The following is a 21,951-nucleotide window of genomic DNA, read 5'->3' as shown; positions in this document are numbered from 1 at the left end:
TACTGCAACAAAAAAACACAGAAATATTGAAAAAACAGCTATCAATTCATTATTTTTTTAACACAAAATTGTTAATGTTGTTCAATAAACAATAAAAACCTGATATACAGAAGCATAAATACAATTCTAACTCTCTAAAACTATCTCAAAAAGCCTAAAATTTCTTATTTTTCTCCTCTTCTTTCTTTATGACATTTCGGGCAACTTCAATTTTAAACTTTTTACCCTTCATTTTTTCGTCTTTTATATTTTTCAGAAGTTCTTTTACTTTTCCAAATTTTACTGCTGCAAACGAAACAAAATCTTTTACTTCAATAAGACCTAAATCATCTTTTTCCAGTTTTCCTTTTTGAGAAAAGAAACCAACAATATCAAACTTATTCAGCTTTGTCTTTTTTCCGCCGCTAATATAAATTGTTTGAAATTCTGGTGGCTTTGGTAAAGAAGTCACATTTTTCACATCCAAAACAGACATACTATAATCGATATAATCTAATTGTTTTTCGCTTTCGTGAACAATAATATATGCCGTTCCCGTTGCCTGCATACGCGCAGTACGTCCGTTACGGTGTGTAAATTCGTCTTCTTTTAAAGGCAAATGATAATGAATTACGTGTTTCATTTCCGGAATATCCAATCCACGTGCAGCAAGATCTGTCGTGATCAGGTAACTTATACTTCCGTTTCTAAACTGAATCAAAGCGCGCTCCCGTTCGTCCTGATCCATTCCACCGTGATAATACGTAGCGTAAATTCCTTTTTCGTTTAAAGTGTCGCTGATACGTTCTGCAGCATCACGATGGTTACAAAATATAATAGCCGACTGTGATTTTAAAGAACAAATTAAATTAAACAAACTTTCTAATTTATCTTTAGAAGGAGAAACAATCATTTTCATAGAAAGATTTGCTTTTTCCTCTTCTTCTACAATAAAATCTAAAACTGTAGGATTTACAACTCGCGTATATTTCGGAATCTCAATATCAGACGTTGCAGAAACTAAAACTCTTTTATTTACTTTCGGTAATCTTGCAATGATAAAAGACATTTGCTCGTGAAACCCAAGTTGAAGCGATTTATCAAACTCATCTAAAATCAGCGTTTGAATTTTATCTGTTCTAAAAGTTTCTCTGTCAATATGATCGGCGATTCTTCCAGGCGTTCCAATTAAAACTGCCGGAGGATTGCTTAAATTTTTTATTTCGGTATCGATTGAATGTCCTCCGTAGCAAATATTTACTTTGTACTGCGTTCCCATTTTCTTCCAAACCTGCTCAATCTGCAGTCCAAGTTCGCGTGACGGAACTAAAATTAAACACTGAACCGATAAAATTTCAGGCTGTAATAATTCTAAAACAGGAAGCAAAAAAGCAAGTGTTTTTCCAGATCCGGTTGGAGAAAGTAATAAAACATTATTATCGTTCAGGATTACGTCCTGAGCTGTTTCCTGCATTTCGTTTAGGCTCTCAATGCCTAAATTCGAAAGTATATTGTTAGAATGGTGTTTTTTATTCATTTTGCAAAAGTAATTAAAAGGTTTCAAGTTTCAGGTTTTCTTTTGTTTCAAGTTTTTTAACCGCAAAGAGCGCAAAGGTTTACGCAAAGTTCGCTAAGTTTATGTTCAAAGCTTTGCGAACTTTGCGCTTTTACCAAACCTTCTACATAAAAAAACTTTGCGTGCTTTGCGGTTAAAAAAACACAAAGTACATCAAACTTGAAACCTGAAACTTGAAACAAAAATCCTATATTTGATTTCTATTAAAAACCCAAATCATGAGATTTTTTACCATTATCATTTCACTTTTTACGCTTACCATTTTTGCTCAAAACAATAAAAAATACGATACCTTTTTTGAAAAAGGAAACGGAAATCAATCGGCTTCTTATCCGGAAACTATTGCTTATTTTAAGCTTTTAGCAAATGATTTTTCAACGATTCAAATTAAAGAAATGGGTTTAACAGATTCTGGTGAACCTTTACACATGGTAACTTTTAATCCAGACAAGGAATTTGATTTCGATAAAATTCAGAAAACAAAGGCAGTTCTTTTTGTCAATAACGGAATCCACGCCGGAGAACCGGACGGAATCGACGCCACAATGCAATTTTACAGAGATTTAGCGATTGGGAAACTGAAAGCGCCAAAAAATACCGTTTTAGTCTGCATTCCTGTTTATAATATTGGCGGCGCTTTAAATCGTAATTCAACAACGCGTGCGAATCAAGACGGACCTGAAATTTACGGTTTTAGAGGAAATGCCAGAAACTACGATTTGAATCGTGATTTAATGAAATCGGACTCTAGAAATACAAAGAGTTTTGTAGAAATCTTCCAAAAAATAAATGCCGATGTTTTTATTGACAATCACGTCAGCAACGGTTCTGATTATCAATACAAACTGACTTATATTATGACACAGCATAATAAACTAGGAACTGTTTTGGGCGATTTTATGAACAATGAAATGATGCCATCTTTGGTGAAAGATTTACAGAAAAAGAAAATCGAAACTACGCCTTATGTAGATTCTTTTAAAGATACTCCAGACAAAGGTTTTGGGCAGTTTGTCGATAGTCCGCGATATACAACGGGTTACACTTCCCTATTTAATACGATTGGTTTTGTGGTCGAAACACACATGCTGAAAAAATATGCCGAACGTGTAAAAATGACGTATGAATACATGAAATCAACTTTGGATTTTACCGATGCCAATTATCAGAAAATCAAAGAACTTCGAGTGAAAAACCTTGAGCAATATCAACCTAAAAAATCTTATACTTTAAAATGGGAATTAGACAGCACAAAAGCCACAACTTTTTCATTTTTAGGATATGAAGCAGGTTACAAAAAAAGTGATGCTACAACTGGAAATCGTTTGTATTACGACCGAAACAAACCGTATAAAAAAGACGTTCCGTATATTAAAGAATTTAAATCGGTTAAGGAAGTTGTGATTCCTACGGCTTATATTGTTCCGAGAGGTTATTGGAATATTATTGATCTTTTGAAAAACAATAATATTTCGTTTACACAGCTTAAAAACGACACGATTATTGAAGTTGAAAGCTACAGAATTGCCGATTTTAAAACCGTTCCATCAGCTTACGAAGGGCATTATTCACATCGAAATACAACAGTAACTTCTAAAATCGTTAAAATGGCTTTCGCTAAAGGTGATTATGTAGTTCCAACCAATCAAAAAGGTGTAAAATATCTTCTGGAAGCTTTTGAACCCGAAGGTGTTGATTCGTTCTTTAACTGGAATTTCTTCGATCCAATTCTGCAGCAAAAAGAACATTATTCTGAATATATTTTTGAAGATACTGCAGCAAATCTTTTAAAAGAAAACCCTGCTCTAAAAGCGGAACTAGAATCTAAAAAACAAACTGATGCTGAATTTGCTAAAAATCCTGACGCGCAGTTAGATTGGATTTATAAGCATTCTGTTTATTATGAAAAGGCTCATTTGCAGTATCCTGTTTATCGATTGCTTTAGTTTTTTTTATTTTGCCGATATTTTTTAACGCAAAGTGCGCAAAGATTTTTTTGACTTTGAGTGGTTTTAAAAAACGTTAAGATCGCAAAGCTTTGTGCGTAGAACTTTGTCAAAGTTTTTGCATAAAGTTTGTCATTTCGACGAAGGAGAAATCGCACTCGTGAGTCTACAACGAAAATCGCCAATCTTTGTCGAGCTTCTAGTGCGATTTCTCCTTCGTCGAAATGACAAAATATTCAATAATTTTTAAAACTTTAAAATGACATACAAACTCTTTCTCGACGATATTAGAGACGTAAATATGGTTTACAAAAAACTAACTAATGATGATTTCGTTGTTGTTAGAAATTCTCATGATTTTAAAAAAGTTATTCTTGAAAAAGGGCTTCCTGAATTAATTAGTTTTGATAATGATTTAGGTCTTGATGAAAATGATCAAATTGCCGAAGATGGTTACGCTTGCGCCAAATGGCTGGTTTATGAATCTGGAATAGATTTATTGAATTTAAAATTCAATGTTCATTCTGCTAATCCTGTTGCGAGTAAGCAAATTCAGGGTTTGCTTGATAATTATATTAGACATTTGAGAGGTTAAAACAATTAAACATTTATTTGTATTTTCGTACAAATACTTTAACTAACTAAAATTAATATTGTATGTCATTTCAAGGATACCTAAAAACAATTAAAGAAAAAACAGGAAATGGTCCAGCCGAGTTTAAAACTTTAGCTGAACAAAAAGGTTTTACAGCCGAGGGAAAATTAAAACCAGAAGTAAAAGCTGGAGATATTGTAAACTGGCTTAAAAATGATTTTGACTTAGGCCAAGGACATTCAATGGCAATTTATGCGCTGCTTAAAGGCATAAAAAATGAGGATAGTGAATAAATGAATTAGTCTCGCTCTATCTTTTTTGAATGATTATGTTAACGAGTGAGTAATTGTAGTGCGTCATCTATTAGACAGCCAATGTGGATTAGGTATATCTTGCAAAAAGAACTTCCATTCCTGCAAAATTTGCAAAAAATCTGCTATTGGAATTTCTACTGGGTTACCTGTTGTATTAAAAACGGCTCTAAAAGGTGGCGATTTGATTTCGACACTTTCATCTTGATTTCCTCCCCAAATATTATAGTCTTCGAATGGTAAGTTTAAATCTAAATTTAAAGAATTGATGTCATCTATGATTTCTTGTGTTAAACGAATGCCATTTGGTTCTAGAAAACTTGCTATCTCATGATTTTTAGTTGAACCATTAATTAATGAAACCCCAATACTTGGTTTCACTGTGACACCGTCAGATAATGTCCAAATATAAAAGTTTAAATTGTATTGATTTGCTACACTCATAGTATGTTATAAATTCATTAAAATTCAAAAATATGAATAATGATTATAAAGATTGTTGCAAAGTATATCTAAATAATTTTAATTACTCCCGTACCAATTACAAAGTATAATATTCCTTTGGAATATCTCATCGGTAGAAAAAATAATATCGTTTTGCATTGTGTCCTGTAAGGATACCTGTTTTAAGGAAATAAAATATCTACAACATTAATCAAACGTTCCTACGGAACGTATAATCGTAATACAAATTTAATTCTACCAAACAGACAGTCCTACGGAATGAATTGCCGTGTGAGGCTATGTAAAAGTTGAAACAGATATTTCTGTAATAAAAAAATATCTTATTCTGATATTTAAATGACTTATGTGGTAGTTGAATAGTTTTTCGAAGGGTTAGTTTTAAGAATACTAACCTTATAACTATTTTATTATTAAAAAATTAAAAAAAGTACTAATGCCTTTTTTGGTTTTTGGCACAATTGTTTTAGTTGCTGGCTGTGACAATGAAGAAAATGACACAGGTCAATTAATAAGTGAAAATGCTAAAATTGATCAGGCTAAAAATTGGTTTCAAAGCTACAAATCAAACTCCACAACCAATAAATCAGAAGAAGGAGAATTTAATAAAGCATTTAGAAATCTTGATTACTATTGGGAAAATGCCAAAGTAATCCAACTGAGTGATAATTCTACAGGAATCACTGTACCTATTAAGGATAACCCCGAAGATCCAGATTACAAAGGACAGAAAATGTTATATTTGTATGAATCGGATTCAAAGTATCAGGCTCTAATACAGGAGATATTTCCAGAGTTGCAAGATAAAATTGATGATGCGCAAAAAAAGCAAGGGTTTGAGGATTTAACTTTTTTTAGCGGTTATATCATTCATTGGGATTTAAAAAAAGGCTTTTTAAAAGGTGCGAAATTAAAAGAAGGTCTTGTTATTGAAGATGTACAAGATGTGATAATGCTATTTGACAAAGATCACAAACATAGCTCGACATCTAAAATGATAGAAATGTTTGATGAGAGCGCTAATTATGGCGGAGAACGTGACGACACCTTACAGAGAGGAGGAACTGCGGCAATTCCATTAAATAATGTTATTGTTACGCAGAAATCTCCTGCTCCAGCTCCTAGGGATTTTAGTATTGCTGGAGCATTTGGTGGAGATGGAGGTTCAAGTGGGTATTCTGGAACTCCTACAGGAGGTGGAGGATCTGGAGGAGAAAGCGGCCTTGTAATGCCCCCTCCTCCCGATGTAGCAATTAGTGACATAAAAAAATTCCTGTCGTGCTTCAGTATTTCCGTCCCAGTAAAACTTACGGTTTATGCAGAAAGAATGGGAGGAGGCAATGGCGTAGGACATGCATTCATAGGCATATCACAAGGAAGTAATTCTGCGGTTTATGGCTATTACCCTAAAACGGCATTAGGTTCCTTAAGTGGGAAGGGCATTATGGGAGAAAATGGAGGCCATCATTACAACGTATCTGCCAGTATGACCATTACTGGAGCGCAATTGAGCCAGATCATAGCACTCTCAGAAGTTTACCAATCCAAGTGGTATGATTTAAGCTTTAACAACTGTTCTGATTTTGCTACTGATGTATTAAATATTGCCGGAGTTTCAACTTCAGGGATGATTGACACTCCAAACACCGTAGCTTCTATATTAAGTAGCCTTGCAAATCATACAACGGAATCAAATAACGCACCTAAAACAAATAAATCATGTCCATAAACTTACGAGTTGCAAAATTCATCGCAGTGCTGTCTTTTTTATTAATCAGCGGCGTCCAAGAGAATGGGGTTCCAAATTTTGCCCTGATATTGATCTATTTCTACCAGTTTTTGAGCGACCTCTCCAACAGTGTGCACCCAATATTTTGGGAAGGACTGCTTACAATTCCTGTATTAGGTCTGCTTATTTTAATTCTAGTAAACAGAAATTATAAGGTTTTATTGAGTTGTTTTGTGGTTTTACTGGCTTTTCTAGTTTACACTACTGGACTATTGCATAATTACCACAGGATAAATACTGCTTTTGTAATCCCGTTGGTTTTATATATAATATCTTCGGTTTATGTCATAGCGTTGGCAAGAAAAGCAGCGGCTTGATGTTATAATGCCTAAATTAAATTTGAAAAAATGATAGAATCATTAATGGATCATTTAATTAATAATAATATTGGCGAAATAATTACAGGTAAAAGACTTTAAGCTATATAATTATGAAAGATGTAACAATTAATGACTTCTCAATATCATTGCTAATTTGGCAAATATTTTGTATATGTTTTTTGGCAGCAATAGTATACTTATTGTATAAAATTTACAAAAAAGTCAAATAAGTTTTGCTCTACCAGCGTAAGCATCTCGCTCGTGAACACAATAATAACTAAAAAGCTTAATAAACATAAGTTTATTAGGCTTTTTAATTAGAAAATGAATATCGGTTTGAAATTCTAAAAAAAAATCCCGACAATGTGTCTTTCCGTAAAAATGGTTGGTTATAATATTTTATATTTGAAATAAATCTAACCAAACCCCAATCAAAATTCCTGCTGATGAAACACAAATTAATTTCGTTATTCGTGTTGGTTTTCATTATTTTTTCTTGTAAAAATGAAACTAAAGAAAGTAATTCTATTGCTGAACCTGAAAAATCGAACGCAAATACAACTGAATCAGACAGTATAAAAAGTGATTCGGCTGTAGTGAATTCTTCAAGCAATAATTTGGCAGAAAACAAAAAATTATTGTTGGATTTTTATCTTAAAAATGACAAAAAACCACAATATTTTTTAATTAACAACAATAAAGATACTACGATTGTCTGCGCCGAAAAAACCAAAATAACAATTACGGCGAATAGTTTTATTGTTTCAAAAACGCAAAAAGAGGTTTCGGGACAAATTAAGATATCGGTTAAAGAATATTATAGTATTTCGGATATTCTTTTAGGCAGACTTTCGACAACTTCAAACGGAAAATTGTTGGAAACTGGCGGAATGCTGGATATAAATGCTGTTTCGGGTGTGGAAAAATGTGATTTGAAAAAAGGAAAAAGTATTGAAATTGAAATGCCTAAAAAGAAAGAAAAAGAAGGAATGCAGCTTTTTAACGGAAAGAGAACAAATGATCAGGTTAATTGGCAGCTTGCTGAGGTTTCGATCAATTTAAATAAGGTTTATAATAAAGTTGATGAAATGCCTGTTTATCCGGGTGGTAATCAAGTGTTATATAAAACTCTTGGCAACAGTATAGTTTTGCCGGAAGAAGTTATCTCAGGTAGAGTTGCAAGTACATTTATTGTAGATAAAGAAGGAAATGTAACCAATATTAAAATAATAAAAGGCTTAAGTAAAGAGGTTGATGAAGCTGTGGTTAAGGCTTTTAAAAAGCTTTCAAAGTTTATTCCGGGCAAAGTAAATGGTATTCCTGTAAATGTTCAATATTCTCTTCCCGTTAATATTCACTCAGATGAAGATGGTAATAATGGCTATTTAAGTTCTACTTCTAACAGCAGCGAATTTGGTAATTATGAAGCAAAAAAAACAAAAGCAGAGGAATTTGGTTCTTACTTATTTAAAAGTGCGAAACTAGGTTTTATAAATTGTGATAGATTTTTGGATTATGATGAATCGTCTAAAATTGATTATGTGATTAATTTTAAAAATGACAGCAATACTTCTGTAAGTATCATATTTCATAGTATAAAATCGGTAATGACAGGATACTCAAATGGTGATAATGTCTCGTTTAACGATATTCCATCTGGAGAAAAGATTACTATTTTCGCCATTAAATATGTTGACAATAAACCTTATTTAGCCACTCAGGAAGCCGAAACATCACAACAAAAATTGAATAATTTGGCTTTTGAGGAAGTAACTCCTGAAAAATTAAAACAGGAAATAAAAAAACTGGACCGATTAAATTAATTCTTTTAATAAAAAAATGGATTAACATTGATGATCTAAATAAATTATAATAAAAAGCCCCAATTATTATTGGGGCTTTTAAATTTTATTTTAATCTGCTTTTACTTTTATTTCTTCTGCAAATAATAATTTAATGTTTTCGTAAGAGTTTTTAAGCGCTTCTTTGATTTGTTCCGGGTTTAGCCAGGCTACTTTTTCAATTCCTTCTTCGATTTGTCCGTGTGGAGTTCCTTCAAAATCAGAATGCATTTCGAACCAATGCGTGATTTTAAGTTTGTATTTTCCGTTGCGTTTAAAGATATGATATGTTTTTTGAAGTTTTTGAACAATACGAAGCTGGTTTACGCCCGTTTCTTCCTCAACTTCGCGCATGGCGGTGGCTTCAATGTCCTCGCCTTTCTCGATTCCGCCTTTTGGGAGATCCCATTTTCCGTTTCTGAAGATGAATAAAACCTCGCCTTTTTTATTGTACACAAAACCTCCGCCGGCTTTATTTACCGGAATTTTGGCTTTGAGGGTTTTCATTATCTCACTTTCGTCAGGATGATATAAAATAGCTTTTTGAATTTTATTTTGAAAAATTTTCACTATAAGCTGTTCTATATCAATACTTTCTAACAAGAACAATTGAAAATCTGTCTCGCGGGAGATTTCATTTGTCAAAAAAAGTGGTTTGTCGTTCACAAAAACTTTATACATTTGTACTATGATTTTTAATAAAGATACTGCCGAAAAAACAGCCGAATTGCTTTTGCAAATAAATGCAATTAAATTGAATCCCGAAAATCCTTTTACATGGGCTTCTGGTTGGAAATCTCCTATTTATTGTGATAACAGGTTAATTCTTTCATTTCCGAGCATTAGAAACTATGTTCGTGATGAATTTGCTAAGAACATTGAAAAACAATTTGGAAAACCTGATGTGATTGCCGGTGTTGCTACTGGAGCCATTGGAATTGGAATTTTAGTTGCCGAAAGCCTTGGACTTCCGTTTGTATATGTGCGTCCGGAACCAAAAAAACACGGAAGACAAAATCAAGTTGAAGGTTTTTTTCAAAAAGGACAAAATGTTGTAGTTGTTGAAGATTTAATCAGCACAGGAAACAGTAGTTTACTTGCCGTTGAAGCTTTGCGCAATGAAGGTGCTAATATTAAAGGAATGGCAGCGATTTTTACCTACGGTTTTAATGTTGCCGAAGAAAATTTTAAAAATGCCAATGTTGACTTGTTTACTTTAAGCAACTACGAAAATCTTTTAGACTTAGCAGTTCAAAAACAATATATCACAGAAGATCAACAATCTACGTTACAAGAATGGAGCGTAAGCCCATCGACTTGGGGACAAGAATAGATTTTAGATTTTAGATTTTAGATTTTAGATTTTAGATTTTAGATTTTAGATTTTAGATTTTAGATTTATAAAAAATCGCTTCGCTCTTTTTGGGATTTGGAATTTTAAAAAATTGGAATTTATTTTGATTGCTACATACAAATAAAAAAACAAAATATTATATGAACTTAGAAAGTCCAAAAGTTACCGTTCAGAAATCAGCTCAGGATTTATTCGATCAACTGACTGATGTTAAGAATTTTGAAAAACTAATGCCGGATAACATCGCTAAATTTGAAGTAATTGGCGAAGATGCTTTTATTTTTGGATTGAAAGGTATGCCGGAAATCAAATTAAAAATGAAAGATAAAGTAGCGCCAAACAAAATTGTTCTAGGCGCTGCAAGTGATAAACTTCCGTTTACTTTAACTTCAAACATTGACACTATTTCTGATTCAGAAAGTGCTGTTCAATTATTCTTTGAAGGCGAATTCAACGCTATGATGGCGATGATGGTTAAAGGTCCAATCAGTAAGTTTATTGAAACTTTAGCAAACAATATGACAAAATTATAATTGTGAATTATAAATTGTGAATTATAAATGAAAATGCCCGATTTTAGTCGGGCATTTTTATTTTTTGTCATTTCGAGGAACGAGAAATCGCACTAGAAATTCGACAAAGATTGGTGACTCTCGTTACGGAGTTTCTAGTGCGATTTCTCGTTCCTCGAAATGACAAACAGTACGAAAAAAAACTCAGAATCTTAGAACCTTAGTATCTTAGCAACACTTAATAAAGCATCTGAATCTCCTTTATCTCAAATTCAGAAACAGAATCATCTTCCAATAAAACCTGCAATTTTCCATTAAGAGAAACGCCCTGAATAATTCCCATGAAATTTTTATCCTCTAGATTTTTAAAAGGCATTGGAACTCCTTTTTTGAAGAGAGAATTAAAATAATCTATCCAGAAAAGAGATGATGAGGTTATCCATAATTCAGTTTTCTCTTGTATTTTTTTGGTAATTAAAATTGCCAGATTGTCTTTGTCAAAAGTTTTCCCTGAGATAACTGCCAAAGAAGAACCGCGAGGCAGATCCTCATAATTAGTTTGATTGACATTTATTCCGATTCCAACAACTGACACTATCCTGCCATCGCTTTTTAGAGTATTTTCTATCAATATGCCACCTATTTTCTTATTGTATGACATTATGTCGTTAGGCCATTTTATACATAAATCAGGAATATTTAACGATTTCAAGGCGTCTAAAACAGCTAAAGAAACGACAATACTCAAATTAAAAACCTGTTCATTATCAAACAGAAAATCTTTTACCAAGACGCTCATAATTAAGTTTTTACCCGTCTCAGAGCTCCACTTTGCCCCCATTTGCCCCTTGCCTTTTGTCTGATTTTCAGCCGTTACCACCGTAAAATTCTCCAGTTCATCCTGACTTGACAATGATTTTAAGAAATCATTTGTGGAATCTATGGCATCGAGTTTGATTAGTTTCATTAAATAATTTAAATATCTTAATTTAATATTTTGTTAAGGTTCAAAAATAATCACAAAATTTGGTAACTTTACAAATTCATATAAAATAATTCATGGCGAAAAAGACTATTAATAATGATGTTCTATTGGCGAACATAATCAAAGGGATTGAGGAAGTAAAAGGAAATGATATCGACATTCTTGACTTAAGAGATATAGACACAGCAGTTTGTGACTATTTTGTCATTTGCAACGGTAGCTCAAATACCCAAGTTAACGCCATTGTAAACTCAATTCAAAAAACAGTTTCAAAAGACTTAAAAGACAAACCCTGGCACGTAGAAGGAACCGATAACGCAGAATGGGTTCTTATGGATTATGTGCATATCGTGGTACATGTTTTCCAAAAACACATTCGTGAATACTATAATATCGAAAGCCTTTGGGGTGACGCCAAAATAACTACAATCGAAAACAAATACTAAAAGAAAAATTTTTCTAAATGGCTAAAGATAATAATCCAAATCCGAGTAAATTTAAAATAAGTCCCTGGTTAATATATACCGCAATACTTCTAGTTTTTTTATTTATAAGTTTTGCAACCGGTGGATCTAACTTAAGCGAACCTGCACAATTGACTTCTTCTAAATTCAACACTTTATTAGAAAAAGGTCAAATTGAAAAAGTGATCGTTTACAATAAAGCCGAAGCTGAAGTATACCTGACTGCTGCTGCTCTTAAAGATCCGGCAAACGAAAAGGTTTCTAAAGATATTTTTAAAAACCCTAACAAAGGGCCGCACTATACTTTAGAGATTGGTAACGACCAAATCTTTCAAACAAAACTTGAAAAAGCAGTTGGTGAAGGCAAACTAAAAGATTTCAATTTCCTTCAAAAAAATAATTGGAGCGATATTTTAATCAGCTTACTTCCTATTATCATCATTATTGGTGTATGGATTTTCATTATGCGTAAAATGTCTGGCGGAGGCGCTGGCGGAGGCGGACAGATTTTTAATATTGGAAAATCTAAAGCTAAACTTTTTGATGAAAAAACAGATATCAAAACTACATTTAAAGATGTTGCAGGTTTAGAAGGTGCTAAAGAAGAAATACAAGAAATTGTAGAATTCCTTAAAAACCCTGAAAAATATACAAATCTTGGAGGTAAAATCCCTAAAGGAGCTTTACTTGTAGGACCTCCGGGAACTGGTAAAACATTATTAGCAAAAGCCGTTGCAGGTGAAGCGCAGGTTCCATTTTTCTCTTTATCAGGTTCTGATTTCGTTGAAATGTTTGTGGGAGTTGGTGCATCTCGTGTACGTGATTTGTTTAAACAAGCAAAAGAAAAATCTCCTGCAATTATCTTTATCGATGAGATTGATGCTGTAGGTAGAGCTCGTGGAAAAAGCAATATGTCTGGCGGAAACGACGAAAGAGAAAATACTTTGAACCAATTATTGACAGAAATGGATGGTTTTGGCACAAACTCAAACGTAATTGTTTTAGCTGCAACCAACAGAGCTGATGTTCTTGATAAAGCTTTAATGCGTGCAGGGCGTTTTGACAGACAAATTTTTGTTGACTTACCGGACATTCGCGAAAGAGCTGAAATCTTTGCAGTACACTTAGCTCCTATCAAAAAAATTGAAGGTCTTGATTTAGATTTCTTAGCAAAACAAACTCCGGGATTCTCTGGTGCTGATATAGCAAATGTTTGTAACGAAGCTGCTTTAATTGCTGCCCGTAACAATAAAACTGCTGTTGATAAACAAGATTTTCTTGATGCTGTTGACAGAATTATTGGTGGTCTTGAAAAGAAAAACAAAATTATTACTCCAGAAGAGAAAAGAGCAATTGCAATTCACGAAGCTGGTCACGCTACTGTAAGCTGGATGTTAGAACATGCTGCTCCGCTTATTAAAGTAACTATTGTTCCCCGCGGACAAAGCTTAGGTGCTGCATGGTACTTACCAGAAGAAAGACAAATCGTAAGAACAGATCAAATGTTAGACGAAATGTGTGCTACTATGGGCGGAAGAGCTGCTGAAAAGGTAACTTTTGACAGAATTTCGACTGGTGCATTAAGCGATTTAGAAAAAGTAACGCGTCAGGCTCGTGCAATGGTAACGATTTATGGTTTGAACGATAAAATTGGAAATGTTACTTATTACGATTCATCAGGGCAAAGTGAGTACAATTTCTCAAAACCATATTCTGATGAAACTGCAAAAGTTATTGATAAAGAAATTTCAGAATTAATTGAAGGTCAATACCAAAGAGCGATTGAAATTTTACAAGAAAACAAAGACAAGCTAAATCAGCTTGCTGATATATTAATTGAAAAAGAAGTTATTTTTAAAGATGACTTAGAAGCAATTTTCGGAAAACGTACTTTTGACAAAAATTTAGAAGAAGTCGTTTCGTAAATTATTCATTAAATACACAATATTTTTTAAAATCTTAATTCAAAATACCCTTTTGAATTAAGATTTTTTTATCTTTGAACGTTTTCAATTAACATGTAAAGTATTTCATATAAAAAATGAATTTTTTCAAAAAAATATTTGGTTCCGGCGAATCTGCTTCTGACGAAGAACACGAAAGTGAGTACGCAGGAACTCCTGCCCCAAATAGTCATTTGTCTTTAGACGAACAATTCATCTTTAACTTTAAGAAAAATGGCGGAAAATTTTTGTATTGTGAAAACACTCAAGAGGTTGCAGAACAATTCGAAAATATTTTAGAAGAAAACGACTGGTTTGAAAGTGAAGTTTTATGTTACGAACCAGCCCTTTTTCATTTATTAGATGAAAATAAATTATTCTATATTGCCCCATCTAAACCAAAGTTTTTATTAGCAAGCTGCGAAAATCTAATTTCTGATGAAGGTTCTATTCTTTTCTCTTCAAAACAGATTAGACAAAATAAACCGAATGAATTACCTGCAAATATTGTAATTATTGCCACAACAAGTCAAATTCTTCCAATGAAAAGTGATGGTTTAACTGCCATTAAACGTAAATACGATCGAGACATTCCGACTAATATCACCACAATAAAATATTTCGAAAAGGCAAAAGAAGAAGATTTCACTCAATACGGAAGTGTTGCCAAGAATCTTTATTTATTGCTCTTAGAAGATCTTTAAGATGAACGAAACGCTTAAAAGAACCATTTCTGGTGCTGTTTATATTGCTCTGTTGTTAACTTCAATCTTGTTTTCCACCGAAAGCTTTATCATTCTCTTTGGAATTTTTCTAATTATTACCATTTATGAATTTTCAAATATTGTAAATCTTAATAAAGTCTTTTCGATTTTATTTGGAACTTTACTTTATTCCATCGTAATACTTATCAGCCATTACAATAAACAAACTTCTACTTATTTAAATACTACTTTTAATTCAAATCTTGATTTAGAAACTAATATTCAGCAATTAGATCTTATTCTTTTAGCTATTACACTGGTTGTATCTATTAAATGTATCATATTTTTATTTTATGATTCAGTTCAAAAAATAAGTACCTCTTCAAAATATTTATATCTTTTAGGATACATCACATTACCCTTTCTTTTTATCGTAAAAATTTCCTTTGGAACAAATTCTTATAACCCTAAGATTATCATAGGTTTGTTTGTATTAATCTGGACAAATGACACTTTTGCGTATTTGGTTGGAAAATCAATGGGAAAACATAAATTATTTGAACGTGTTTCGCCTAAAAAAACAATTGAAGGTTTTCTGGGCGGAATGGTTTTTGCAGCTTTTGTAGGCTTTTTAATTTCAAAATTATATATACAGCCTAGTCCGGCTTTTAGCAGTAAATCTATCCTTATATGGACGATTATTGCTTTAATCGTGAGTGTTTTTGGAACGATCGGCGATTTGATCGAATCAAAATTTAAACGAATTGCAGGCATTAAAGACAGCGGCTCGATTATGCCTGGACACGGAGGTATCTTAGATCGATTAGATAGTGTTATATTTGTAGCACCAATTATATTTTTATTTTATCAAATTTTATATTATGTTTCATAAAGAAGGAGCCCCATCTATTTTATTAGGAACAGTTTTTACTGTTGCCGTACTTGTAATTGCTGATAGATTTATTGATATCAATTGGCTAAGAATGCTAGTTCAGATAGCAGCATTATTGGTTTTGATTATCATTTTACAGTTTTTTAGAAATCCTAAAAGAATTGCTGTTAGAAACAGCGATCACATACTTGCTCCTGTTGATGGAAAAGTTGTGGTTATTGAAGAAGTTTACGAAGGCGAATACTTTAAAGATAAACGTTTACAGGTTTCTATTTTTATGTCACCTATCAATGTTCACGTTACGCGTTATGCGATGGACGGAATTATAAAATTTAGTAAATACCACCCTGGAAAGTTTTTAGTTGCATGGCATCCAAAAGCTAGTGAGGAAAATGAAAGAACAACTGTAGTAATCGAAAATGATACTTTTGGTGCTATTCTTTACAGACAAATTGCTGGTGCTTTGGCACGTAGAATTGTAAACTATGCTCAGGAAGGAATGCAGGTTATTCAGGGAACTGATGCTGGTTTTATTAAATTTGGATCGAGAGTAGATTTATTTTTACCTTTAGGTACACCAATTAATGTCGAGTTAAACCAAAAAGCAATTGGAGGAAAAACTATTATTGCTACAAAAGCGTAAATGGCAGAAAAAGATTTAGATACACGCTTCAACGAGGCTGTAGAAATTGCATTGAAAATGACTCAGGCCTCTCTGCCGCAAGATGTGCAGTTAAGACTTTATGCGTTTTACAAACAGGCTACTTTTGGAACTGCTGTTTACAATCAGTCTGAGAATTTTGATTTACGAAATGCTTTTAAAACTAATGCCTGGATGCAGATTAGTCATTTATCGATTGATGAAGCCAAGGAATGTTACATCGAAATCATTAATTCACTATCATCAAAATAAATTAATATTATGAAGAATAACATTGTTCGTTTCAGCATTTTAGCTTCATTTTTTCTATTATTTTCTTGTAATGACAACAATAAGCTAACCGAAGTTGTAGAAGTTCCGCTGCCAACTAAAGAAGAAAAAATAACGATTGGTTCTCCAAATGATGTAAAAGCAGATCCGGGTTCATTTGAACTTACAAAACTGCCTTTTGCTTACGACGGATTAAGTCCTGCGTTACGTTCCTTAACTTTAGAAACGCATTATTCTAAACACTATTTATCGTATACAAACAATTTTAATAAAGAAATTGTTTCGACTGAGTTTGAAAATATGCCAATTGAGGATATTTTGAAAAAAATGCCTCTCACGAATTTAAAACTTCGTCAAAATGCCGGTGGATATTACAATCATACGCTTTATTTTAATATTTTAACTCCAAAAGAGCAGACTCCAAAAGATACTCTTGCGGGTTCCATTAATAAGGAATTTGGATCTTTTAATAATCTTACCAATCAGTTTAAAGGTCAGGCTGAAAAACAATTTGGTTCTGGCTGGGTTTGGCTGGTTGTAGACCGATACGGAAAATTACAAATTACCACTACGGAAGATCAGGATAATCCGTTAATGAAAAATGCATTAATTCCCGGAACGCCAATTTTAGGTATTGATTTATGGGAACATGCTTATTATCTGGATTATCAAAACAGAAAAGGAAGTTATATCGACGCTTTTTACGAACATATAAACTGGGAAAGAGTAAACGAGTATTATGTCGAAGCCCTCAAAAAGGTCAAGAAAGTATAAAAAAGTAAAGCTGGTACTAAAAAAGTATCAGCTTTTTTTATTTTCTTATTTCAGAACACAGGCACTTTATTAATGCAAGCCAAAAAATATGACATAAATCATAGTGTATCAATGGATATTCATATATCTTTAAGCTTCGTGAAATGTTTTTTTAATCAAGAATCATATCACGAGGAACTATTTAACTATTTTGAATAAACCAATATGCTAAGAACGATGACTATGTCGGGTGAAGCTATTAAAATAAAGTACAGTGAAGATTAAAGCTATTCTCTTATATTTTGTCTTAATGATTTTCTTTTCATGTGACAATAAAGAGAAAACCATTTCCATCAATAATACTCAAAAGAGTCCGTTTTTAAAAACTACTTCGTTACCTATCCACAATCAAAACGCTGCTTATAAAACAATTGATATAGAGTATTCGGCTGAGCAGTTGGATAATAATAAAGGACTCTCTAACAGTTCGATTAATGCTATTTTTCAGGATTCTGACAATTTACTTTGGATAGGAACCTGGGATGGTTTAAATCGCTATGATGGCAGCAATTTTAAAATTTACAGACCGGAAGCTAATAATGAAAACAGCTTAAGCAATCAGGTTATTTTAAAAATAGACGAAGACAGTAATGGAAACATTTGGATTGTTACCATACACGGCATCAATCGATTTGATAAAAAAACAGGCACTTTTCAGCGGTATTATTTCTCGAGAAAAGATATCTCACCATTATCTGAATCTGAGTTTAACATGGCATTGGATTCTTCTAAAAGAGTATTTTGTGCCGCAAAAAATTGGGGAATTGGCTATTTTGAAAATGATAGTTTTCAATTATTAAACTCAAAAAATCTCCCTAAAAAAGCGGTAAAAAAAATGCAGTTTACACAAAACGGTGAATTGCTGGTTTTATTTGAAAATAATGATCTCTACAAATTATCCATTGAAACTGCCAAAAGTGGTAAAAAGACAATTTCAGGAATAAAGCTAATTTCAAAAAACATTCAGTCATTTGATGAAATTTCGAAGCAAAAAATAGTTATAGTATCACTAAACGGACACAGCAGTTTATATTCTTTAAACAATGAAATTCTTCCATTCCGTAAAAACCATATTGAGAAAATTATAGGAAAAATTGCTGACGGCCTTATTGTTCTGGACAAATCAGGATATGCTGTTTTAAATCAAAATGGTGTTGAGGTAAAAAAAGATTGGCTAAACCATTTGAAAAACAAAACTACCGTTCTAATTCAAGGGAACGAAAATATATTTTGGGCAGGAACAGATGGTGACGGAATTTTTAAAATAAGTCCGCTTAAAAAACCTTTTAATCTCGTTTCTAAAACAGAGCTTCCAGAATTGGATGGTGCTATTGTGAGGGCATTTTTAGAATTAGAAGATCATTCATTTCTTATTGGTACAAAAGGAAAAGGTTTGTTTAAATTCTCATCAAATTTTTATTTAAATCCCGAAAAACCATTACAATACAAAAACTACAACGAGAATAATAGTGCTATAAATAATTCAGTTTTTTCTTTACACAAAGGACAAAAAGATCTAATTTTTATTGGCACAGATGGAGACGGTATTACCGTTTATGATTCGAAAAACTCAAAATTAGTTACCTGGAAAGAAATTATAGGCAGCGATGCCTTTTCTTACTTCAAATCTGTTTATTCTATTTATCAGGATGATAACGGGTTTATCTGGGTGGGAACAAACGGATATGGTATGTTTCGTTTTAAAATTGAACACTTAGGAAATAATCTAAAAGTTTCTGATTTTAAAAATTATGCCGCCAATAACAATCAAAGCAATGCCTTGAGCAGCAATATTGTCTTTTCGATAATTCCAAAAAATAAAAATCAGCTATGGATTGGAACTCGTTTAGGCGGATTAAATTTATTTGATATCAAATCAGAACGTTTTTATGCTTACAGAAATCATAAAAATGATCCTGAAAGTTTATCTAACAATGATATTTTATGTTTAGTTACAGATGCTAAAAACAGGCTTTGGATAGGAACTAGTCTCGGTCTAAATGTACTGGAAACAAAAAATGGAAAATCTGTATTTAAAAGCTTTACGGTAAAGGATGGTCTTCCTAATAATACGATTCACGGAATTGTTTGTGATAAAAAAAACAATCTCTGGTTAAGCACCAATTTTGGTCTTTCTAATTTTAATGTCAAAGAATTAAATTTTACGAATTATACTAAAAACGAAGGGCTTCAAAACAATGAATTTGCAGATGGCGCTTTTTATCAAAATCTAAAATCTGATTTTATATTTATGGGCGGCATAAAAGGATTTAATTATTTTTTGCCTCAAAATATAAAAGAGTCAAATGTAATTCCAGATCTTTTTATTGATAAAATAAGCGGACAGAATCAGCCGCTGCCCTATTATCAAGGATTGGTTATTGCACCAAATTCAATTTCTCATCCTTCAATTGTTTTAAATCATAATCAAAACTTCTTTGATATAGAACTGACGGCACTGACTTTTATCAATACCGAAAAATGTCAATATGCTTATCAATTAAAAAATTTTGATAAAGACTGGAATGTTATTGATAATCGAAGAATTATTTCTTTTACAAACGTTCCTAAAGGAAATTATTCTTTATGGATAAAATGGTCAAACAGCGATGGTGTCTGGACTAAACCAGTTCAGGCTGTTGATATACGCGTTAAACCGGTATATTGGCAGTCAAACATTGCCTTTTTAATTTATGCCCTGCTCCTATTGGCTTTTGCATTTTTTATTCAGAGTTATTACAAAAAACGTCAATCCTTAAACCAAAATATCTTATTTAGGAAAAGGGAAATGGAAATTCATGAAAACAGGCTTACTTTTTTTACCGAAATAGCGCATGAATTTCAAACGCCACTTACTTTAATTGTTGGTCCAATTCAAAAACTTTCTGAAGTAACCAACCTCAGCGAAAGAAATACGAAATTTATACACATGATTCAGCGCAATTCTTCGCGTTTATTGTTTCTGACACAGCAATTGCTTGAATTTAGAAAAGCTGAATTCGATCATATTGAAGTAAATGTGAAAAATTTTGATTTGGTGAATTTAATCGAACAAATTGCCGAATTGTTTGATGAATGGGCAATCGAAAAAAACATTAGTTATTCACTTGATATTCCGCCAGTTTTATTGGGTTGGTTTGACAAAGATAAAATCGAAAAAATAGTATTTAATCTAATGTCGAATGCTTTTAAATATACGCCTGAAAATGGAAAAATAACCTTGAAGTTTAGTATTCAAGACATTGGTTCAGAAAAATTAAATATCACGATAACCAATACAGGAAAAGGAATTTCGAAAGAAGAATCAGATTCTTTGTTCGATCAGTTTTTCTTAGCTAAATTAAATAATGAGACTGATAATACCATGTTTAGAACCGGTATTGGTCTGGCGTATGTAAAAAAATTAATTACAGCATTAAGAGGCAAAATTTCGGTTTCAAGTCAGGAAAATGTCGAAACAACATTTACTGTTTTACTGCCTTGTAATAAAGATTCGTTTGATGACAAAGAACTGGATAGCACTGTAAGCCCTATTTTAATTTCAAATCATTTAAAAAATATCCTGGAAGAAACTCCGGTTAAAGAGGAAGAAACTCCAGATAAAATTTCCTCATTAAGCCACATTACAGATGATAGAAAATCCATATTGATAGTTGAAGATGAAAAAGAAATTCATTTGCTTATTAATGATTTATTAGATCAAAAATATAAACTTATTACAGCATACAACGGTTTAGAAGCTTTAAAAATTATTGAAAATGAAATTCCTGATCTTATTATCAGCGATGTAATGATGCCTTTTATGGACGGAATTGACTTTTGCAAAATAATCAAGAACGATCTTAAAACCTGTCATATTCCGTTTATTATGTTAACCGCAAAAGATTCTGTTCTGCATCGAATTGAAGGAATCGAAAGCGGTGCCAATTCCTATATCGCAAAACCATTTTATCCGGATCATTTACTGATAAGAGTTCAAAAGCTTCTGGAAGAAAAAGAGTTAATATCAAGACATTTTACGCAGGATACTCCTATCGAAAATCTGGCTTCTCTTCCCATAAATAATGATGAAAAAGACTTTATTAAAAAAGTAATTGATCTAATTCGACGTAATATCGATAATGAAAATCTTCAAAGTTTATTTATCGAAAAAGAATTAGGCATCAGTAATTCACAATTGTATAGAAAAATCAAACAAATATTTGGTTTTACACCTGGCGATTTGATTCGAACCATCCGATTAAAATATGCTGCAGAATTATTACGAAAGAATATTCTAACAGTATCTGAAGTTTGTTACAAATCAGGCTTTAATAACCGCTCTTATTTTTACCGCGAGTTTAAAAAACTCTATAATACTACCCCAAAAAATTACCAGCTCAAATACAAAAGCAAGAGCTAAAACAATTACAAAATACTAAATATCAACACAATAAATACCAGTGTACACTTTTGAAGAAATAGTGTACACTGTTTCTTGTATGCACCAGCTAATTTTATAAACGATAATTATTTCAATCGTTATCGTAAAACT

Annotated in this window: 19 protein-coding genes; 15 read left to right on the top strand and 4 right to left on the bottom strand. The window is 32.4% G+C overall.

All coding sequences use genetic code 11. The features are described 5' to 3' along the window. Nucleotides 1–154 precede the first annotated feature (154 nt). Nucleotides 155–1,516, bottom strand: a complete 1,362-nt coding sequence (locus B3C18_RS24970; protein WP_291153307.1) for a DEAD/DEAH box helicase — start codon at nt 1,514–1,516, stop codon at nt 155–157. 257 nt (nt 1,517–1,773) lie between these two features. On the opposite strand from B3C18_RS24970, the gene B3C18_RS24965 reads away from it, so the two are divergent. From B3C18_RS24965 to B3C18_RS24955, 3 genes are all read left to right on the top strand, one after another. Then, entirely contained in the window at nt 1,774–3,501 is a 1,728-nt protein-coding gene (locus tag B3C18_RS24965) for a M14 family metallopeptidase (RefSeq protein ID WP_291153305.1), read from the top strand. A gap of 259 nt (nt 3,502–3,760) precedes the next feature. After that, a complete protein-coding gene (locus tag B3C18_RS24960; protein WP_291153302.1) occupies nt 3,761–4,096 on the top strand; it encodes a cyclic-phosphate processing receiver domain-containing protein in 336 nt (111 codons plus the stop codon). A 62-nt stretch (nt 4,097–4,158) separates the two neighbouring features. Beyond that, the gene (locus B3C18_RS24955) at nt 4,159–4,389 is read left to right on the top strand and encodes a DUF4287 domain-containing protein (protein ID WP_291153299.1); all 231 of its coding nucleotides are present in this window, start codon (nt 4,159–4,161) and stop codon (nt 4,387–4,389) included. A gap of 63 nt (nt 4,390–4,452) precedes the next feature. Here the strand turns inward: B3C18_RS24955 and B3C18_RS24950 are convergent, their stop codons facing one another. After that, complete coding sequence (locus tag B3C18_RS24950; RefSeq protein WP_291153297.1) at nt 4,453–4,851, bottom strand: hypothetical protein; 399 nt, start codon at nt 4,849–4,851, stop codon at nt 4,453–4,455. A gap of 454 nt (nt 4,852–5,305) precedes the next feature. On the opposite strand from B3C18_RS24950, the gene B3C18_RS24945 reads away from it, so the two are divergent. Together B3C18_RS24945 and B3C18_RS24940 are read left to right on the top strand one after the other, a co-directional pair. Beyond that, nucleotides 5,306–6,598 carry a hypothetical protein gene (locus B3C18_RS24945; RefSeq protein ID WP_291153294.1) on the top strand — a complete coding sequence of 431 codons (1,293 nt, stop codon included), beginning with the start codon at nt 5,306–5,308 and terminating at the stop codon, nt 6,596–6,598. 826 nt (nt 6,599–7,424) lie between these two features. Next, nucleotides 7,425–8,801, top strand: a complete 1,377-nt coding sequence (locus B3C18_RS24940) for an energy transducer TonB (protein WP_291153292.1) — start codon at nt 7,425–7,427, stop codon at nt 8,799–8,801. A gap of 90 nt (nt 8,802–8,891) precedes the next feature. Here B3C18_RS24940 and B3C18_RS24935 read toward each other — a convergent pair whose 3' ends face one another. Continuing rightward, nucleotides 8,892–9,500, bottom strand: coding sequence for an NUDIX hydrolase (locus B3C18_RS24935; protein ID WP_291153289.1), 609 nt, complete (start codon nt 9,498–9,500; stop codon nt 8,892–8,894). A gap of 7 nt (nt 9,501–9,507) precedes the next feature. Here B3C18_RS24935 and pyrE point away from each other — a divergent pair, with 7 nt between their 5' ends. Both pyrE and B3C18_RS24925 read left to right on the top strand, forming a co-directional pair. Beyond that, a complete protein-coding gene (gene pyrE, locus B3C18_RS24930; protein WP_053473537.1) occupies nt 9,508–10,152 on the top strand; it encodes an orotate phosphoribosyltransferase in 645 nt (214 codons plus the stop codon). Between the two features lie 161 nt (nt 10,153–10,313). Next, nucleotides 10,314–10,706 (top strand): SRPBCC family protein, encoded by a 393-nt coding sequence (locus B3C18_RS24925; protein WP_291153285.1) that lies wholly within the window; start codon nt 10,314–10,316, stop codon nt 10,704–10,706. Nucleotides 10,707–10,923: 217 nt separating this feature from the next. Here the strand turns inward: B3C18_RS24925 and B3C18_RS24920 are convergent, their stop codons facing one another. After that, the gene (locus B3C18_RS24920) at nt 10,924–11,652 is read right to left on the bottom strand and encodes a biotin--[acetyl-CoA-carboxylase] ligase (protein ID WP_291153283.1); all 729 of its coding nucleotides are present in this window, start codon (nt 11,650–11,652) and stop codon (nt 10,924–10,926) included. A 92-nt stretch (nt 11,653–11,744) separates the two neighbouring features. On the opposite strand from B3C18_RS24920, the gene rsfS reads away from it, so the two are divergent. The 8 genes from rsfS (at nt 11,745) to B3C18_RS24880 (ending at nt 21,819) form a co-directional block, all read left to right on the top strand. Continuing rightward, nucleotides 11,745–12,116, top strand: a complete 372-nt coding sequence (rsfS, locus tag B3C18_RS24915) for a ribosome silencing factor (protein WP_012024667.1) — start codon at nt 11,745–11,747, stop codon at nt 12,114–12,116. A 17-nt stretch (nt 12,117–12,133) separates the two neighbouring features. Then, a complete protein-coding gene (gene ftsH / locus B3C18_RS24910) occupies nt 12,134–14,059 on the top strand; it encodes an ATP-dependent zinc metalloprotease FtsH (protein ID WP_291153279.1) in 1,926 nt (641 codons plus the stop codon). Nucleotides 14,060–14,175: 116 nt separating this feature from the next. Continuing rightward, a complete protein-coding gene (locus tag B3C18_RS24905) occupies nt 14,176–14,781 on the top strand; it encodes a lactate utilization protein B/C (RefSeq protein WP_291153277.1) in 606 nt (201 codons plus the stop codon). A 1-nt stretch (nt 14,782) separates the two neighbouring features. Next, the gene (locus B3C18_RS24900; protein ID WP_291153275.1) at nt 14,783–15,673 is read left to right on the top strand and encodes a phosphatidate cytidylyltransferase; all 891 of its coding nucleotides are present in this window, start codon (nt 14,783–14,785) and stop codon (nt 15,671–15,673) included. Continuing rightward, nucleotides 15,663–16,316, top strand: a complete 654-nt coding sequence (locus B3C18_RS24895; protein WP_291153272.1) for a phosphatidylserine decarboxylase family protein — start codon at nt 15,663–15,665, stop codon at nt 16,314–16,316. Before B3C18_RS24900 ends, B3C18_RS24895 begins: the two co-directional genes overlap by 11 nt. Then, nucleotides 16,317–16,586, top strand: coding sequence for an acyl-CoA-binding protein (locus B3C18_RS24890; RefSeq protein ID WP_291153269.1), 270 nt, complete (start codon nt 16,317–16,319; stop codon nt 16,584–16,586). Nucleotides 16,587–16,595: 9 nt separating this feature from the next. Then, entirely contained in the window at nt 16,596–17,378 is a 783-nt protein-coding gene (locus B3C18_RS24885) for a superoxide dismutase (protein ID WP_291153267.1), read from the top strand. 289 nt (nt 17,379–17,667) lie between these two features. Beyond that, on the top strand, nt 17,668–21,819 hold the full coding sequence (locus B3C18_RS24880; RefSeq protein WP_291153264.1) for a hybrid sensor histidine kinase/response regulator transcription factor: 4,152 nt from the start codon (nt 17,668–17,670) through the stop codon (nt 21,817–21,819). The last annotated feature ends 132 nt before the right edge of the window (nt 21,820–21,951 follow it).

The sequence above is a fragment of the Flavobacterium sp. UBA7680 genome, assembly GCF_002482975.1.
Classification (GTDB): domain Bacteria; phylum Bacteroidota; class Bacteroidia; order Flavobacteriales; family Flavobacteriaceae; genus Flavobacterium.
This window is presented reverse-complemented; position numbering and strand designations above follow the sequence as displayed.

Coding starts and splice junctions, on each gene's coding strand:
- ftsH (WP_291153279.1), top strand. CDS start 12,134: ATGGCTAAAGATAATAATCCAAATCCGAGTAAATTTAAAATAAGTCCC.
- B3C18_RS24965 (WP_291153305.1), top strand. CDS start 1,774: ATGAGATTTTTTACCATTATCATTTCACTTTTTACGCTTACCATTTTT.
- B3C18_RS24940 (WP_291153292.1), top strand. CDS start 7,425: ATGAAACACAAATTAATTTCGTTATTCGTGTTGGTTTTCATTATTTTT.
- B3C18_RS24895 (WP_291153272.1), top strand. CDS start 15,663: ATGTTTCATAAAGAAGGAGCCCCATCTATTTTATTAGGAACAGTTTTT.
- B3C18_RS24970 (WP_291153307.1), bottom strand. CDS start 1,516: ATGAATAAAAAACACCATTCTAACAATATACTTTCGAATTTAGGCATT.
- B3C18_RS24950 (WP_291153297.1), bottom strand. CDS start 4,851: ATGAGTGTAGCAAATCAATACAATTTAAACTTTTATATTTGGACATTA.
- B3C18_RS24935 (WP_291153289.1), bottom strand. CDS start 9,500: ATGTATAAAGTTTTTGTGAACGACAAACCACTTTTTTTGACAAATGAA.
- B3C18_RS24890 (WP_291153269.1), top strand. CDS start 16,317: ATGGCAGAAAAAGATTTAGATACACGCTTCAACGAGGCTGTAGAAATT.
- B3C18_RS24920 (WP_291153283.1), bottom strand. CDS start 11,652: ATGAAACTAATCAAACTCGATGCCATAGATTCCACAAATGATTTCTTA.
- rsfS (WP_012024667.1), top strand. CDS start 11,745: ATGGCGAAAAAGACTATTAATAATGATGTTCTATTGGCGAACATAATC.
- B3C18_RS24900 (WP_291153275.1), top strand. CDS start 14,783: ATGAACGAAACGCTTAAAAGAACCATTTCTGGTGCTGTTTATATTGCT.
- B3C18_RS24880 (WP_291153264.1), top strand. CDS start 17,668: ATGATTTTCTTTTCATGTGACAATAAAGAGAAAACCATTTCCATCAAT.
- pyrE (WP_053473537.1), top strand. CDS start 9,508: ATGATTTTTAATAAAGATACTGCCGAAAAAACAGCCGAATTGCTTTTG.
- B3C18_RS24960 (WP_291153302.1), top strand. CDS start 3,761: ATGACATACAAACTCTTTCTCGACGATATTAGAGACGTAAATATGGTT.
- B3C18_RS24955 (WP_291153299.1), top strand. CDS start 4,159: ATGTCATTTCAAGGATACCTAAAAACAATTAAAGAAAAAACAGGAAAT.
- B3C18_RS24885 (WP_291153267.1), top strand. CDS start 16,596: ATGAAGAATAACATTGTTCGTTTCAGCATTTTAGCTTCATTTTTTCTA.
- B3C18_RS24945 (WP_291153294.1), top strand. CDS start 5,306: ATGCCTTTTTTGGTTTTTGGCACAATTGTTTTAGTTGCTGGCTGTGAC.
- B3C18_RS24905 (WP_291153277.1), top strand. CDS start 14,176: ATGAATTTTTTCAAAAAAATATTTGGTTCCGGCGAATCTGCTTCTGAC.
- B3C18_RS24925 (WP_291153285.1), top strand. CDS start 10,314: ATGAACTTAGAAAGTCCAAAAGTTACCGTTCAGAAATCAGCTCAGGAT.